Below are 16068 nucleotides of genomic sequence, written 5' to 3' on the forward strand. Positions count from 1 at the left end.
AGAGGGTGGATTGTAGGCGACCCAGGGCCAACCGCGAAAACGAACGCCAGCCCGGCCGCCCACCTGCCGCGTTTGCCGGACAGCACCCGACCCGTGCGTGCTACAGGAACGTGCATGGCGGACACGACGCTGAACCCCGGGGCGGAGCTGGAGCGACTGGTCGACATCATGCGGAAGCTGCGCGCTGAAGGCGGCTGCCCGTGGGATCGCGAACAGGACCTGCGCTCGCTGCGGCCCTACCTCCTGGAAGAGGCCTTCGAGGTCCTGGAGGAGATGGACCGGGTCGCCTACGGCGGCTCCTGGCGGACCTTCTGTGAAGAACTGGGAGACCTGCTTTTCCAGATTATCTTCCACGCCCAGCTCGCCTCGGAGCTTGGGGAGTTCTCCCTGGCCGACGTGGCGAAGGCCATTGGTGACAAGCTGGTCAGCCGGCATCCCCATGTCTTCGGCGACGGCCAACGCATGGAAGGCGCCGAGCAGGTCCTGGACAACTGGGCCAAGCTGAAGGCCGCGGAGAAGAAGCGCAAGACGGGCCGGGAGGGCTCGGTGCTGGACGGCGTCCCCGTCGCCGCCCCGGCGCTGATGCGCGCCGAGCGACTCACGGAGAAGGCCAGCCGCATCGGCTTCGACTGGCCGGACGTCGCCAGCGTGCGCGCCAAGCTGACGGAGGAGATGGGGGAGCTGGACGAGGCCATCGCCGCGAATGATCGGGATGCCATCGAGCACGAGCTGGGGGACGTGCTGTTCTCGCTCGCCAACCTCGCGCGCTTCGTAGGAGCCCCCGCCGAGGACGCGCTGCGGATGGCCATCCGCCGCTTCACCGCCCGCTTCCAGCACATCGAGTCCGCCCTCCGCGCCGAGGGTGTCGCCCTGGGGGATGCCACCCTGGAGCACATGGAGCGCCACTGGCAGGAGGCCAAGGCGCGAGAAAAGGCCCTGCCGTCTCCGACCTGGGTCCCTCGCGCGCCCGTCACCACGCTGCGGCTGGGCGTGGCGGATCTTCCCGCGCAGCGCGCCTTCTGGGATGCCCTGGCGCCCCGGCTGGGGTGGATCACCCGACGGGCTCCGGCGGCGGATCAGGCCCTCTATGAGGACGGGGGCATCCTGATCGCCTTCGAAGCCGCCGGGACGCCCACGACGGGCTTGCGGCTGGCCCTGACGGCCCCCTCCCCGGCGGCTGTGGAGCGGCTCCCCGGCATCCTCGCGGAGATTCCGGGGAGCCGGCTGATCCAGCACCAGGCCGGCCGGCTCACCTTTCAAGATCCCGCAGGGCTGGTGTGGGAATATACGACTTCGGTAGAGTGATTTTCCTCGCAGGTGCCCTCGGCGGGGCGTCCAGAGCCCGGAAATCCCGGCTGGAGGCCCACACCCGCCTTGACGCCTGCGAGGCGTCGCAGTAAGGACGGCCCCTCTTTTTAGCCTGCCATTACCGCTGGAGATTTCTCTTGGCCAACACCAAGTCCGCAGAGAAGCGTCACCGTCAGTCCCTGAAGCGCCGTGCGCGCAACATCACCGTGCGCGGTGAGGTGAAGACCGCCGTCAAGTCCGCCCGCGAGGCGCTCGGCAGCAAGGATGGGGCGAAGATGACGGACGCCATCAAGTCGGCCGCCAAGGCGCTGAACAAGGCCGCCACCAAGGGCGTGCTGCACAAGCGCACCGCTTCCCGCCGCATCTCGCGTCTCGCGAAGGCCGCCACCAAGGCCGCCCGCGCGCAGGCCTAGTCGAAGCCTCGGGGCCACCTCGCGTGGCCCTGCTTCATCCGTGCAGGCTGCCGGGAGGAGGCTCTTGCCTCCTCACCAGGCGCCCGCGAGCCGGTCGTACCCATCCCGCATCAAGACCTCCGCGAGGCGCTCGAGCGCGACCTGCCGGTTCGCCTCCGCCTCCAGGATGTCTCCGCTCCCCAGCACGTAGTCCTCCGAGCCGAAGACCTCCGTCTGCTTGAGGACCTGTCCGTCCTTCACCACGCGGATCTGCGCCCGAGCGGAGACGCGGAAGAAGAAGCCCGGGCTGGTGCTCTTGCCCACGACGGTCGTCGGCGTGTTCGCCACCGACAGCACCGTGCCCTCCATGCGCCCGTCGCAGGACTCCGCGCGGCCCAGCCGGCCCACGCGGATCAGCTCCTGCCGTAGGAAGCGCGTGAAGACCGTTTCCAGCGTGGGCTCGGGCGTGGCGTTGACGAAGACAGGCGCGCAGAGGGACGTCACGCCAGCCGGGAGCCCGTCTCCGCGAGGCGCCAGGCGGTAGCCACAGCCCGCGGCTACCCACATTCCCACCACCACGCCAATTCGAAGACGCCGGGGTCCGACAGCGCAGGGTCGCGACATGCGCGGCACCCTACCCGGCCCGATCGGCCCGTCAAGACAGAGGGCCACCGTCATGTGTCGGCGGAGGCGGCGGCGGTGACGACTCGCCGTCGACAGCCACGCCGCGCACCCGCAGGGCCTCCGCCAACGACGTCCACGCCGCCAACAGCCGCGTGTCCCGGGGAGAGCCCCGCCGCGCCAACCCCAGGGGCCAGCGCACCAGCGCCCCCTGCCGAGGCACCAGGACGAGCCCGTGTGAGCGGCACGTCAACGCCAGCAGGACGCCCAGCGCCGCCATGCCCACCCCCAGCACCTTCAGCGCGACGGGCTGCGCCCACAGGCCCAGCAAGGCGAAGGCGGTCAACGCCAGCGCCTCCCGGAAGTAGCGCGACTCCAGCCGCGCCTCCCGCAGCGAGTCCAACTCCACGGGAGGCACCATGACCGACGGGTGCGGTTGATAGAAGAGCCGCGTCCCCTGGCCGGAAAGCAGGCGCCCTCCGCCCAGGTCCGCGACGAAGAACGGCTCCTCCGGTGCCGGCCCCCCGGGGAGGGGCGCGTCGGGAAGCACGGCCTCGCAGGCAATGCACCGCGGGCGGCCCGCGGGTTGGGGCCGCCCACATGCACCACACATGACGAGGACCTCGGCCGGCACCCGGGTCCCCGCTCAGGTCGCGACGAAGTTCACGAGGCGCTTGGGGACGAAGACGAACTTGCGCAGCGTCTTCCCCGCCAGGGCCGCCTGGACCTTTTCGTCCGCTTCCGCCGCGGCGCGGACATCCGCCTCCCCCGCGTCCGCCGCCACGCGAATCTCCGCGCGCAGCTTGCCGTTCACCTGCACGGCGTAGGGGATGACGTCGTCCACCACCAGCGCCGGATCGAACTCCGGCCAGGACTGCGCGACGGTGAAGTCCTTGCTGCCATAGGCCTCCGCGATTTCGTCCGCGATGTGCGGCGCGAACGGCGTGAGCACCGCCGCCAGCAACCGCACGGCCTCCGCCATGGCGGCCTTCTCCGCGGCCGTTTCAGGCGTCCCCTGCGCGTAGAGCGCGTTGAGGCCCTCCATGATGCCGGCGATGGCCGTGTTGAAGGACAGGCGCTCGATGGCCTCCCCCACCCGCTTCAGCGTCTTGTGGGCGGCGCGGCGGATCTCCAGCGACTTGCCCTCGTAGGGCCCGTCATGGGTGGCACCCGCGGCCGCCGCCTGGTGCGTGGCGGCCAGCGCCCAGACGCGCTTGAGGAAGCGGAACACGCCCTCCACCTGCTCGTCGGACCAGTCGAAGTCCCGCTCCGGCGGGCCCGCGAACAGCACGTAGGCCCGCGCCGTGTCCGCGCCGTACTTCTGGACGATGGAGGCAGGCGCCACCACGTTGCCCCAGCGCTTGGACATCTTCCGGCCATCCGGACCGTTGACGATGCCCTGGGTGATGAGGCGCTTGACGGGCTCATCCACGGGGCTCAGCCCCAACAGCTTCATCACCCGCGTCCAGAAGCGGAAATAGAGCAGGTGCATCACCGCGTGCTCGGGCCCCCCCACGTAGATGTCCACGGGCAGGAAGCGCTGGGCCTCCTTCGGGTCGAACGGTGCCGCGTCGTAGTGCGGGGACAGGTAGCGCGCGAAGTACCAGCAGGAGTCAACGAAGGTGTCCATCGTCTCCGCCTCACGCCGGGCAGGCCCGCCGCACTTCGGACACGAGGTGTTCACCCACGAGGCCACCTTCGCCAGCGGCGGCTCACCCTTGCCGGTGAGCACCGCCTGGGTGTCGATCTCCGGCAGGCGCACGGGCAGCTGCGCCACCGGCACCGGGATGCCGTTGCGGTCCGGGTCGCACTTCTCACAGTAGACGATGGGGATGGGCGTGCCCCAGTAGCGCTGGCGGCTGAAGCCCCAGTCCTTCTGGCGGTACGTCACCGTCGCCTTGCCCTTGCCGTCCTTCTCCAGCGACGCGGCCATGGCCTGACGCGCCTGCTCGGACGTCTGGCCCGTGTAGGCGCCGGAGTCCTCCAGCACGCCGTACTCCGTATAGGCCGCCTCCAGCTCGTCACCCGGCGGGAGCTTGTCCCCGGACGCGGGCTGGATGACGACCTTCACAGGCAGGCTGTACTTGCGCGCGAAGGCGAAGTCGCGCTCGTCATGCGCGGGCACGCTCATCACCGCGCCGGTGCCGTAGTCGCTCAGCACGAAGTTGGCGATCCAGATGGGGACCGCCTGGCCGGTGAAGGGATTCTCCGCGTAGGCGCCAGTAAAGACCCCCTCCTTCTCCGTGCCCTCGCCCAGGCGCTCCGTCTTGGACTGGGCGGCCATGCGCCTGACGAAGGCTTCCACCTCCGCGCGGCGCTCCGGCGTCGTCACCTGGGCCACCAGCCCGTGGTCCGGCGCCAGCACCACATAGGTGCAGCCGAAGATGGTGTCGATGCGGGTGGTGAACACGCGCAGCGCGGCGTCGTGCCCCTGCACGCGGAAGTCGGCTTCGGCACCGTCCGAACGGCCAATCCAATTCCGCTGCGCGGCGGTGATGCGGTGGGGCCACTCCTTGAGCGTGTCCAGCGCGTCCAGCAGCTCCTGCGAGAACCGGGTGATGCGGAACGCCCACTCGGGCATCTCCTTGTCCACCACGGGGGAGTCACAGCGCTCGCAGACGCCGTCCTTCACCTGCTCGTTGGCGATGACGGTGTGGCAGCCGGTACACCAGTTCACCTTGCTGAAGCGGCGATAGACGAGCCCACGCTCCAGCATCTGGATGAAGAACCACTGATTCCAGCGGTAGTACTCGGGATCGCTGGTGTTGACCTCGCGCTCCCAGTCGTAGCAGTAGCCCAGGCTTTTGATTTCCTTCTTGAAGGACGCGATGTTCTCCGCCGTGCGCACCGCCGGGTGCACGCCGTCCTTGATGGCCGCGTTCTCGGCCGGCAGACCGAGCGCATCCCAGCCCATGGGATGCAGCACGTCGAAGCCCTTCATCCGGAAGTAACGCGCGTACACGTCCCCGAGCAGGTAGTTGCGGACATGCCCCATGTGCATCTTCCCGCTGGGGTACGGCAGCATCTCGAGCACGTACTTCTTGGGTGCACCGGGGCGGCTGCCTGCCCGGAAGATGCCCGCGTCGTCCCAACGGGTCTGCCACTTACCTTCAATCGCCTGCGGCTCGTAACGCTCGTTCATCACCATACCCATCGAGTCTCTTAGAGGAGGGACGTGCCCCAGGCAACAGTCTCGCCCGGAGAAATCCGTCCCGAACGGACGGCGGCCCCAGGATCGGCTGACGGGGTGCCCCGGGGCCTGGCTGCGGCGCAGGCCCTAGACGCGCAGCGGCCTCGCTGAGGACAGACGCAAGTCCAGCAGGCTCCAGCGGCAGGCAAACATTCCCGCCAACCTGAATTCAAAGATTAACAATAAAAGTAAGGATATGCCGTTGACGGCCAATCGTTGAGCCAGTGACGATTCGCCTCACCGGCATCCTGCCTTGGGGGGAGCCGTCCATCCGCAGCGAGTGAGGACCGAATGACGCTGAGAAGGGCGTTGATTCCGGGGTGCGTGTTTGCACTCTTCTCGTTGGAAACGCTGGCGCAGGACGAAAATATCGCGCCACCCGCAGCCGAAACACAGACACCGGCGGCACCCGTGCCAGGGGTTGCTCCGCAGCCGGCGCCCACGGCCCCCGCGCCCGCGCCGGTGAGCGGGCGCACGGTGAAGGGCCGCGTCGCGGACCGGCTCACCAACGAGGGGCTGCCCCTGGTGCGCGTCATCATCAAGGGCACCACCCAGGGCGTGGAGACGGAGCTGGACGGCACCTTCACCCTGCCCAACGTGCCCGCCCGCGCGGTGACGCTGCTCTTCTCCAGCCAGGACTACGGCGAGCGGGAGGTGCTGATTGGCGCCAACCAGCGCACCGTGGAGGTCGCGCTGGAGAACATCTTCGCGGAGGAGATGGTGGTGGTGGGGCGCGCCAGTGAGGTGGCGCGTAAGAACCTGGCCAACTCGGTGGCCTCGGTGAACTCCGAGGAGATCAACCGCGCACCAGCCCAGACGGTGGACCAGGCGCTCCAGGGCAAGGTCGCCGGCGCCAACATCCAGAGCAACGGCGGCGCGCCCGGTGGCGGTCTCCAGCTCCGGCTGCGCGGCGTGTCCACCATCAACGGCTCCTCCGCCCCGCTCTACGTCATCGACGGCGTGCTCGTCAGCGACGTGGCCATCGCCTCCGGTGTGTTCGCCATCACCGAGTCCGTGGCCGGCTCCAACGCGAACCCCACCCAGGACAACCAGGTCAACCGCATCGCGGACATCAACCCCAACGACATCGAGAGCATCGAGGTCCTCAAGGGCGCATCCGCCGCCGCCATCTACGGCTCCAAGGCCGCCAACGGCGTGGTCATCATCAACACCAAGCGGGGCCGCTCCAGCGAGCCGCAGTTCGAGGTGACCCAGCGCCTGGGCATGTACACGCTGGCCAACAAGCTTGGCACCCGCCGCTTCAACAGCGCGGAGGAGGTGCGCGACACCTTCGGCGAGGCCGCGGTCCAGTACTACGAGCAGGGGCGAAGGTTCGACCACGAGGCCACCCTGGCCGGCCGCCGCGACCTGTCGTCGGAGACGCTGGCCAGCGTCAGCGGCGTGACGGGCAACACGAAGTACTTCGCCTCGGCGATGATCAAGAACGACGAAGGCATCATCGCCAACACCGGCTACGAGAAGCAGTCGTTCCGGCTGAACCTGGGCCAGAAGCTGGGTGACGCGGTGGAGGTCAACGTCGCCACCAACCTGGTTCACTCCCTGGGTCAGCGCGGCCTGACGAACAACGACAACGCGAGCATCAGCAACTACATGGTGCTGCCGCGCGCGCCGGAGTTCCTCCCGCTGGAGCCCAACTCGGACGGCGTGTACCCGCAAAACCCCTTCCTCTCCAACCGCGCCAACCCATTGCAGACGGCCGCGCTGGTGAAGAACGACGAAAACGTGTGGCGCTTCATCGGGTCCGGAGACCTGACGTGGCACCTGTGGAAGACGGAGGCCCACCACCTGCGCGTGCTGGCCAACGCGGGCGTGGACCGGTTCCAGCAGGAGAACTCGCTCTTCTTCCCGCCCGAGCTCAACTTCGAGCCCATCGATGACGGCCTGCCGGGCTCGTCGCTCTTCGGCACCAGCCAGGTGCGCAACCTGAACTCCGGCCTGAACCTGGTGCACACCTACAAGCCCACGTCGGGCGGCATCGTGGCGACCACCTCCGGCGGTCTCCAGTTCGAAGAGCGCAACATCGATTCCGTCTACATCGTCAGCAGGAACCTGAACGCCGGCCAGCAGAACGTGGACAGCGGCACCGTGGTCAACCTGCGGCAGAACCGCTCGCTGGTGAGGGACCGGGGCTACTACGTCCAGGAGGAGGTCCTCCTGCTGGACGAGCGCCTGACGCTGGTGGGCGCGCTGCGCGGCGAGCAGAGCAGCGCCAACGGCAACCCCAACGCGCTGTTCCTGTACCCGAAGCTGGCCTCCGCCTACCGGATTCCCTCGTTCCACCCGAAGGTGAACGAGTTCAAGGTCCGCGCGGCCTACGGAGAGACGGGCAACCTTCCGCTGTACGGCATGAAGTTCAACGGCCTGCGCGCCACCGGCAACATCGCCGGCAGCCCCGGCCTGGTGGGCACCGGCATCGCGGGTGACCGGAACATCAAGCCGGAGCGGCAGCGCGAATTTGAAGCCGGCGTGGACGCCCTCCTGTTCGGCGGCGACGTGGTCGCCGAGGTGTCCCTCTACCAGCGAAACATCAGCGACCTGCTGCTGCAGCGCGCCCTGGCCCCGTCCAGTGGCTTCGCCACGCAAATCTTCAATGGCGGCTCGCTGCGCAACCGTGGCGTCGAGGCCATGGTCCAGGTAACGCCCGTGCGCGGCGGCTTCGAGTGGACCAGCGGCGCGACGTTCGCCCTCAACCGCAGCCGGGTGACGGACCTGCCCGTTCCCGCGTTCCTCGCCGGCGGGTTCGGCACCGGACTGGGCGCCTTCCTCATCGAGGAAGGCGCGACGGCGACGCAGATTGTCGGCAACGACGGCGTCGACGAGAACGGCCGCCCGATTGTCCGGAAGATTGGTGACACCGAGCCCACCTTCCGCATGTCCTTCACCAACAACCTCAAGTACCGGGACTTCAGCCTGTCCTTCTTGTTCGACTGGCAGCAGGGCAGCGACGTCATCAACCTGACGCGGTACATCTACGACAGCGCAGGGACGTCACCGGACTTCACGACGGGCGGGCGCGAGCGGCTCGCACGGCGCCGCACGCAAGCGAGCGCGTACCTCGAGGACGCCAGCTTCCTCAAGCTGCGTGAGGTGACCTTCATGTACCAACTGCCCAAGGACTGGGTGTCCATGGTCCCCGCGGTGAAGTCCGCCCGGCTCAGCCTGAGCGGGCGCAACCTCATCACCTTGACTGGCTACTCCGGGTTGGATCCCGAGGTGAGCAACTTTGGCAACCAGGCCGTCGCCCGCAATGTGGACGTGGCCCCCTTCCCTCCCAGCCGCAGCTTCTGGACCTCCATCGACGTCGGGTTCTGAGCCATGACCATCCAATTGACCAAGAAGACATTCGTGGGGCTCTTCACCCTCCTGGGCCTGAGCGGCTGCGGGAGCATGGACGTTCCGGACCTGAACAACCCCAGTCTTGATGACTTCCGCGAGCGGCCCTCGCGCCCCGCGGTGCTCACCGCCGCCACGGGCCTGCTCGTCGGCCACCGTGCGGGCGTCGCGGCCCCCAACGGCTACGTGGCCCAGTTGGGCATCATCGGGCGCGAGGTGTACGTCATCGACCCCGCGGACCCGCGCTCCATCGATGAACTGCTGGGCCCCACCATGGACCCCGGCACCCCGGCGTTCGGCGGCAATCACTGGACCAACCCCTACCTGAACATCCGCAACGCCAACGCGCTGCTGGAGTCCCTGGACAAGGTCCCCAACACGCCAGACGCCGAGAAGGAAGGCATCCGCGGCTTCGCGAAGACAATGCAGGCCCTGGACTTCCTCGTGGTCATCAACACGCGGGACACCCACGGGGCGCCCATCGACGTCAACCTGCCCATCGGCCAACTGGCCCCCATCGTCGGCAAGGAGGCGGTGTTCGAGCGCATCGCCGCGCTGCTCGACGAGGGCGCCACTCACCTGGAGAACGGGGGTGAGACCTTCCCCTTCCAGCTCAGCCCGGGCTTCGCCGGATTCAACACGCCCACGACGTTCCGGCAGTTCAACCGCGCGCTCGCCGCGCGGGTGGCTGTGTACCGGGGGCGCTACCCCGAGGCGCTCACCGCCCTGAGCCAGTCCTTCCTCAACCCGAGCGCATCGTTGGACCTGGGCGTCTACCACTCCTTCGGGACGAACTCCGGCGACACCGACAACGGCCTCATCAGCGTCAACGTCTACGCGCACCCGTCGACCGTCACCGACGCGGAGTTCCAGGAGAATGGCACCGTGGATGACCGCGTCGTCCGGAAGCTCACGCGCCTGCCCGAGGCCACGATCGCGGCGGACGGGAAGGTATCGACGGAGTGGCGCTTCCGCATCTACCCCACGAACAGCTCGCCCGTGCCCATCATCCGCAACGAGGAGCTCATCCTCCTACGCGCCGAAGCCAACATCGGTGAGCGGAACCTCGGACCGGCGGTGGACGACCTCAACTTCATCCGCACGACCTCCGGCCGGCTCTCCCCGCGCCTGGACATCGATGAGAACAATGCCCTGGACGAGCTGCTGAAGCAGAAGCGGTACTCGCTCCTGTTCGAAGGCGGCCACCGGTGGATTGACCTGCGGCGCTACAACCGGCTCGACACGCTTCCCCGCGTGCTGGACCCGAACTTCGCGCCCCACGAGCGCTTCCCCATCCCCGCGTCGGAGATGAACGCGCGGCAGTAAGCGCTTCTCGCAATCCCTGAAACTCCAGGTGCACGGCAGACCGGCGTGCACCTGGAGCGCGGGCGCTCAGCCGCCCTGCTTCAGCCCGGCCCGTTCCGCGACGAGCGCCCCCAGCGCGGACCAGTCCCAATCGCCGTGGCCCTGCGCGACGCCTCCCAGGAACTGGTCCTTCACGAGGCTGGCCAGGGGCATGGGCACCTCGGCGGTGCGCGCGGCGCCCAGGACGAGCTCCACGTCCTTGAGGCCCAGCCGCATCTTGAAGCCCGCCGGGCTGTACTTCTCCTCGGCGATGAGCTGCGCGTACCCCTCGAAGATGGGGGAGCGCGCGAAGACGGACTGGAAGACCTCCAGGAACACCTTCGGCTCGATGCCGGACTTGCGCGTCAGGGCGAAGGACTCGGCGAGCGCCTCCATCATCGACGCGATGAGGAAGTTGCCCGACAACTTCACGACGTTGGCCGCCGGAGCACTGTCACCCAGCACGGTGAGCCCGCGCCCCAGCGCCTCCAGCAGCGGGCGGCAGCGGTCCACGTCCTGCTTCGGACCGGCGGCCACCACCCACAGCTGCTTCGACGCCGCGGCGGCAGGGCGGCCGAACACCGGCGCGGAGAGATACCGCTGGCCGGCGCTCGCATGCGCCTCCGCCAACCGTTCGGAGAGCGCCACGGAGAGCGTGCTCGACGAGACGTGCACCGCGCCCGGCGCCAGTCCCGCCAGGAGGCCGTCCTGGCCGAACACCGCGGATGTCACGGCCGCATCGTCCGCCAGCATGCTGAAGACGACCTCCGCACCGCGAGCCGCCTCCGCGGGGCTGCGGGCGACGCGCGCCCCCTTCTCCTTCAACGGCGCGGCCTTGGACTCGGTGCGGTTCCACACCGTCAGCTCGTGCCCCGCGGCCGCCAGGCTCGCCGCCATGGGCAGCCCCATGTTGCCCAGGCCAATGAATCCCACCTTCATGCGCGTCTCCTCTCCGGAAACGGCCCGGATAATCCGCTCCCGGGAGCCCCACCACCGCAAAGCACGCGCACGTCCAGGAGCGAACGGGACGACCTATTCTGGCCGGTCCTCGGAGACATCCAGGCGCTCGAAGGCGTGGCCCAGCGCCATGACGCCCAGCCACACCTCTCCCACCAACACCCCCGCCGCGACGAAGCCCGCCACGGGCAGGGCCCAGGGGCCCAACAGCGTCGACACAGGGAGGCCCACCACGAGCGCCACCAGCCCCGCGGGAATCAACCCCACCAGCATCACCACCAGCGTGCCCACGACGGCCAGCAGACGCTGGCCCATCGCCTCGATGCCGCGTGCCCGCTCGCCTGTGTCCGCCGGTACCCACGAGGGAAAGAGGACCACCGCCGCGTTCTGCACGAAGAGGCCCGACAGCGACACGGCCGGAAGCAGGAACGCCAGCGCCAGCCCTCCTGGCCACCACCAGCCGCCCAGGCGCGACGCCTCCACGCCGGGCCCCAGGACGAGCGCCACCGCCAACAGCGCGAGCTGGAACGAGGCCAGGGCCAGTGAGGATGCCGCCAACTGCGCGCGCACCACCTGCCGTCCTGTCAGTGGCATGGCGCGCAGCAGGTCCAGCTTGGGCAGGTCCATCCGCAGGTCCATGCGGAACGCGCTCGGCCCCACCACCGTCAGCATCACCGACAACGCCAGCGCCACCGGCCCGAGCACCCGCCGCGTGTCCGTGAACAGACGCGTGTCGCCCATCATCGCCGCGATGACACCGCCCAGGATGATGAAGGCGAGGAACACCGCGAACCCGCCCCCCATCCGCTTGCGCGCAATCAGGTTCTTCCAGATGAGCGCCACCTCCGGTCGGCCTCGAGGCAGCAGCCGGAATGGAGGGCGGCTCAACGTGAGCGAGCCCACCCGCGTCATCCGCCCCGAGGCCCGCAGCATGCGCTCCCGTGAGCGGGACTCCGCGCGCACCACCGCCGTTTCCTCGAACGGAACTTCGGCCCAGAGCACCCAGCCGTAGTGCGCCGCCATCAGCGCCAACGCCGGTGGCAGGGCCCACAGGAAGTCGTCCACGCTCTGCGCCAGCGCTGGCGCCACCAGCAGCCGGCCCGGCCACAACACGGCCGCCACGCCGGGAGACGCCGTCAGCGCCTGCAACCACCCGCGAAGCGCGCGGCCTGACGACAGGTCCTCGGGCACCGGGTGCTCTCGCAGCGAGGTGAACACCGCCAGCGCCACGAGCGCCAGGACACCCCCCACCGCGCCCCAGCGGACCACCTGGCCCCAGAGGCCCCGTGCCGACAGCCGCGTGCGCACGAAGGACGCCGCCGTCGAGTGCAGATAGAGCGTGCCCAGGGCCAGACACGCCCCCACGAAGAAGAGGACGGGATGCGGGCTGATGGCCCTCCCGAGGAACAGCGTGGCGAACAACGCGCCCAGCGACGCGCCCAGGAGCCCGCGCACCAGCTTGTATTGCAGCAGGGCCCTGCGAGGGACGGGCGCGGGGAAGAGTTGCACCACCTCCGTTTCCGAGAAGGTCAACGACGGCCGGTCCCGGCCCAGCGCCCACGCGGCGAACAATGTCCCCAGCGCGGAGCCGACCAGCGACAACTCGGCGAACAACCGCACACCTTCGGGCACCGTTCCCACCGACCCACGGAAGTCCAAACGCCGGAAGAAGACGGAATAGAGATACGCCACGCCTACCAGCACGCCCAGGAGGTAGCGCGGCTTGCGCAGCCGCTCCAACTGCCGCCGGATGCGATTGCGCCAGGTCGCGGCCCAGAGGAAGGCCACCGCGCGAGGGAAGCTCACGGCGCCTGCGTTCCCGCGCTGGTGATTCGGACGAAGAGCTCTTCCAGCGAGGCGTGCTCCCCTTCCGCGCCACTCAGTCGCGCGCGGATGTCTTCCAGGCTGCCCAGCGCCATGGCCTTGCCGCCCGCGATGACGAGCAGCCGGTGGCACAGCTCCTCCACCAGCGGCAGCAGATGCGAGGACAGCACCAGGGCCGCGCCCTCCTCCGCCCGGCGCCGCAGCGACGCCTTCATCCGCCGGATGCCGATGGGGTCCAGGCCGGTGAGTGGCTCGTCCAGGAGGATGAGCTTGGGCGAATGCAGGAAGCCACAGGCGATGGACAGCTTCTGCTTCATGCCTCGCGACAGCTCGCCCGGCAGGGACTTCTCCTTGCCCGTCAGCTCCATCTCCTCCAGCAGCGCGCGGCCCCGCTCCTCCCAGTCCTCCACGCCGTAGAGCCGGGCCGTGAAGTTCAGGTGCTCCCACACCGTGAGGTATTCGAAGAAGCGCGGCTCGTCCGGCAGGAAGGCCAGCGCGCGCTTCGCATCCACCGGCGTCCGCGACAAGTCATATCCCGCGACCAGGATGCGGCCCGAGCTGGGCGGCAGGATGCCCGCCAGGCACCGCAACGTGGACGTCTTCCCCGCGCCGTTGGGCCCCACCAACCCGAGCACCTCGCCGGGCGCCACCTCGAAGGTGAGCCCCTGCACGGCCTTCACCTCGCCGTACGCCTTCTCCAGGCCCTCCACCCGCAGGACGGAATCCATTCGTGCGCGCTCACCTTCAGTCCAGCTTCAGCAGGTCCCGAACGGTATCCAGCACGACCTTCGCCTGCACGGGTTTCACCAGGTACGCGCTCGCGCCCAGCTTCATCGCGCGCTCCCGGTCCGCCGCCGCCCCCTCCGTGGTGACGACGATGATGGGGACGTTCCGGTACTCGGTCGCCTGCCGGATGTGGCTGATGAGCTTCAGCCCGTCCATCAGCGGCATGTTGATGTCCGTGAGCACCAGGTCGAAGCGGCCCTGCGTCAGCTTCTTCAAGCCCTCGGCGCCGTCCTGGGCCTCGGTACACACCACGCCGGACAGGCGCTGCAACGCGTACATGATGCTGCGCCGCATGGCCTGCGAGTCATCCACCACCAAGGCTCGAATCTGCTGCGTCATGGGCCGGGGACGTTAGCACCCGTGCGCCAGGGGCCGGAGTTTCAGCGCCGCCGCCGCGCCAGGGCCGCGAGCGCCGGGCCGATGTCACCCAGTGGAATCACCCGCTTCACCACCCCGGTGGCGATGGCCTCCCCCGGCATGCCGAACACCACCGAGGTCTCCTCCGACTGCGCCCAGACCTCGCCGCCAGCGTGGTGCACCGCGCGCGCGCCCTCCGCGCCGTCGGCGCCCATGCCGGTGAGCACCACCCCCAGGGCCTTGGCGCCGAGCACCTGCGCCATGCTGACGAAGAGGCGGTCCACGCTGGGCGCGTACTTGTCCACGGGCGTGGACGGCGGCGTGTGCAGCTCCAGCCGGGAGCCCCGCTCGGCCACCACCATGTGCCGCCCGCCTGGAGCGATGTACACGTGCCCGGGCTGGACCAGGTCTCCGTCACGGGCCTCCGTCACCGAGAAGGGGCCGATGCGGTCCAGCCGGTCCGCGAAGGCGCGGGTGAACTGCGGCGGCATGTGCTGGCAGACCAACACGCACGGCGTGGGCTCCACGGCCAGCCCCTCCAGCACCCGCTGCACCGCCGGGGGTCCCCCCGTGGAGGCGCCCACGGCCACCACCAGCGGCGGCTCGCCCGCCACCGCCATGGCACGAGCCCCTGGCGCCGCGTGCCGGTAACCGGGGCGCACGTGCCGCGCCGCCCGGACCTTCTCCAGCAGCTCCACCCGAAGCGCCTCCATGGCCTCGAACGTCGGGTGCTGCGGCTTGGCGATGAAGTCGAACGCCCCCAGCTCCAGCGCCTTGAAGACATCCGAGCGGTGCGAATAGCTGGAGATGACGATGACGGGCGTGGGCGCCGTGCGCATCAGCAGGCGGAGGAATGTGTACCCGCCGAGCTTCGGCATCTCCAGGTCCAGCGTCACCACGTCGGGCTTCAGGTCCACGACCTTCTTCAAGCCCTCTTCGCCATCCGCCGCGCGGTCCACCACTCGCACGTCCGGCTCCGACTCCAACATCGTGGAGAGGGTCCGCCGGTTGTGGGCCGAGTCGTCGATGACCAGTACGGAGATGACGCCCTTGCTGCTCATCGACGCGCTCCTTCGTCCAGCTCCGGCCTCCGGTACACCAGGTCCCCACGCAGGTGAACGAACTCGAAGTCCGAGCCCAGGTTCAGCAGGTTCTCTGAGTGTCCCAGCAGCAGGTACCCCCCTGGCACCAGCCGGTCCCGAACGATGCGCAGGAACTTCCGGCGTGCCGCCAGGTCGAAGTAGATGAGCACGTTGCGGCAGAACACCACATCCATGCGTGGCACCAGTTGGCTACCCACCTCGTCCAGCAGGTTGTGGTGGCCAAAGGACACCCAGGCGCGCACTTCGTCCCGGACGCGCACGCGGCTGTTGCCCAGCGAAACGAAGTGGCGTTCCAGCAATTCCGGCGAGGTAGCACGCAGCGCGGAAGGCCCGTACTCCGCTCGCCGCGCCATGGCCAACACGCGCCGGGAGATGTCCGTGCCCAGGACCTCCACGTCCCAGTCGTCGAAGCGGCGGCTGTCCTTGAGGAGCATCGCCAGCGTGTAGGCCTCCTCCCCGGACGAGCACCCCGCGGACCACACCCGCAGGCGCCGCAGCCGCGCGTTGCGCTGCGCCACCACCGGGAGCAGTTCGTCCGTGAAGGCCTTGAGCTGCATGGGCTCGCGGAAGAAGTACGTCTCGTGAGTGGTGAGGGATTCGACGGCCGCCTCCAGCTCTGCGTGCCGGTTGGCGTCGTAGCGCAGGTAGCGGTGGTACGCGCCGTAGTCCAGCAGTCCCAGCAACTCCAGCCGGGGCCACAGCCGGCGCTCCATCACGAACTTCATGTCCTCGTGCACCAGGATGCCGCAGTGCGAATACACGTGGTCCCGGAGGAGACGGAACTCCTCCGCTGACATCTCCGGACGTCCGTCGTCGAAGCGTGCCATGGAGC

Annotated in this window: 13 protein-coding genes; 4 read left to right on the top strand and 9 right to left on the bottom strand. The window is 69.0% G+C overall.

What is annotated here, in order from left to right; all coding sequences use genetic code 11:
* Positions 1 to 114: 114 nt before the first annotated feature.
* Entirely contained in the window at positions 115 to 1305 is a 1191-nt protein-coding gene (gene mazG, locus BLU09_RS35035) for a nucleoside triphosphate pyrophosphohydrolase (RefSeq protein ID WP_090495500.1), read from the top strand.
* A 140-nt stretch (positions 1306 to 1445) separates the two neighbouring features.
* A complete protein-coding gene (gene rpsT, locus BLU09_RS35040) occupies positions 1446 to 1721 on the top strand; it encodes a 30S ribosomal protein S20 (protein WP_090495501.1) in 276 nt (91 codons plus the stop codon).
* A 72-nt stretch (positions 1722 to 1793) separates the two neighbouring features.
* Here rpsT and lptE read toward each other — a convergent pair whose 3' ends face one another.
* From lptE to leuS, 3 genes are all read right to left on the bottom strand, one after another.
* On the bottom strand, positions 1794 to 2267 hold the full coding sequence (gene lptE, locus BLU09_RS35045; RefSeq protein ID WP_244172299.1) for an LPS assembly lipoprotein LptE: 474 nt from the start codon (positions 2265 to 2267) through the stop codon (positions 1794 to 1796).
* A gap of 88 nt (positions 2268 to 2355) precedes the next feature.
* Complete coding sequence (locus tag BLU09_RS35050; RefSeq protein WP_244172300.1) at positions 2356 to 2871, bottom strand: hypothetical protein; 516 nt, start codon at positions 2869 to 2871, stop codon at positions 2356 to 2358.
* Between the two features lie 96 nt (positions 2872 to 2967).
* Positions 2968 to 5469: a leucine--tRNA ligase gene (gene leuS, locus BLU09_RS35055; protein WP_090495503.1), complete on the bottom strand. Its 2502-nt coding sequence runs from the start codon at positions 5467 to 5469 to the stop codon at positions 2968 to 2970.
* A gap of 504 nt (positions 5470 to 5973) precedes the next feature.
* Between leuS and BLU09_RS35060 the strand changes: the two genes are divergently transcribed.
* On the top strand, positions 5974 to 8844 hold the full coding sequence (locus BLU09_RS35060; RefSeq protein WP_090495504.1) for a SusC/RagA family TonB-linked outer membrane protein: 2871 nt from the start codon (positions 5974 to 5976) through the stop codon (positions 8842 to 8844).
* A gap of 3 nt (positions 8845 to 8847) precedes the next feature.
* Complete coding sequence (locus BLU09_RS35065; protein WP_090495505.1) at positions 8848 to 10191, top strand: RagB/SusD family nutrient uptake outer membrane protein; 1344 nt, start codon at positions 8848 to 8850, stop codon at positions 10189 to 10191.
* A 66-nt stretch (positions 10192 to 10257) separates the two neighbouring features.
* On the opposite strand, the gene BLU09_RS35070 is transcribed toward BLU09_RS35065, so the two are convergent.
* The 6 genes from BLU09_RS35070 to BLU09_RS35095 are packed head-to-tail and all read right to left on the bottom strand — an operon-like array spanning position 10258 to position 16063.
* Positions 10258 to 11208 (bottom strand): NAD(P)-dependent oxidoreductase, encoded by a 951-nt coding sequence (locus BLU09_RS35070; RefSeq protein ID WP_444543216.1) that lies wholly within the window; start codon positions 11206 to 11208, stop codon positions 10258 to 10260.
* A gap of 33 nt (positions 11209 to 11241) precedes the next feature.
* Positions 11242 to 12972: a putative ABC exporter domain-containing protein gene (locus BLU09_RS35075; protein WP_090495507.1), complete on the bottom strand. Its 1731-nt coding sequence runs from the start codon at positions 12970 to 12972 to the stop codon at positions 11242 to 11244.
* On the bottom strand, positions 12969 to 13718 hold the full coding sequence (locus BLU09_RS35080; RefSeq protein WP_090495508.1) for an ABC transporter ATP-binding protein: 750 nt from the start codon (positions 13716 to 13718) through the stop codon (positions 12969 to 12971). Before BLU09_RS35080 ends, BLU09_RS35075 begins: the two co-directional genes overlap by 4 nt.
* A 16-nt stretch (positions 13719 to 13734) precedes the next feature.
* On the bottom strand, positions 13735 to 14115 hold the full coding sequence (locus tag BLU09_RS35085) for a response regulator (RefSeq protein ID WP_011554738.1): 381 nt from the start codon (positions 14113 to 14115) through the stop codon (positions 13735 to 13737).
* A gap of 41 nt (positions 14116 to 14156) precedes the next feature.
* Positions 14157 to 15194, bottom strand: coding sequence for a protein-glutamate methylesterase/protein-glutamine glutaminase (locus BLU09_RS35090; RefSeq protein ID WP_090495509.1), 1038 nt, complete (start codon positions 15192 to 15194; stop codon positions 14157 to 14159).
* On the bottom strand, positions 15191 to 16063 hold the full coding sequence (locus BLU09_RS35095) for a CheR family methyltransferase (protein ID WP_090495510.1): 873 nt from the start codon (positions 16061 to 16063) through the stop codon (positions 15191 to 15193). Before BLU09_RS35095 ends, BLU09_RS35090 begins: the two co-directional genes overlap by 4 nt.
* Between the last annotated feature and the right edge of the window lie 5 nt (positions 16064 to 16068).

Source organism: Myxococcus virescens, from assembly GCF_900101905.1.
GTDB classification, from domain to species: Bacteria; Myxococcota; Myxococcia; order Myxococcales; family Myxococcaceae; genus Myxococcus; species Myxococcus virescens.

Excerpts from the sequence above, each read along its gene's own strand:
- mazG (WP_090495500.1), top strand. The coding sequence starts at position 115 with ATGGCGGACACGACGCTGAACCCCGGGGCGGAGCTGGAGCGACTGGTC.
- lptE (WP_244172299.1), bottom strand. The coding sequence starts at position 2,267 with ATGTGGGTAGCCGCGGGCTGTGGCTACCGCCTGGCGCCTCGCGGAGAC.
- leuS (WP_090495503.1), bottom strand. The coding sequence starts at position 5,469 with ATGGTGATGAACGAGCGTTACGAGCCGCAGGCGATTGAAGGTAAGTGG.
- BLU09_RS35065 (WP_090495505.1), top strand. The coding sequence starts at position 8,848 with ATGACCATCCAATTGACCAAGAAGACATTCGTGGGGCTCTTCACCCTC.
- BLU09_RS35080 (WP_090495508.1), bottom strand. The coding sequence starts at position 13,718 with ATGGATTCCGTCCTGCGGGTGGAGGGCCTGGAGAAGGCGTACGGCGAG.
- BLU09_RS35085 (WP_011554738.1), bottom strand. The coding sequence starts at position 14,115 with ATGACGCAGCAGATTCGAGCCTTGGTGGTGGATGACTCGCAGGCCATG.
- BLU09_RS35090 (WP_090495509.1), bottom strand. The coding sequence starts at position 15,194 with ATGAGCAGCAAGGGCGTCATCTCCGTACTGGTCATCGACGACTCGGCC.
- BLU09_RS35095 (WP_090495510.1), bottom strand. The coding sequence starts at position 16,063 with ATGGCACGCTTCGACGACGGACGTCCGGAGATGTCAGCGGAGGAGTTC.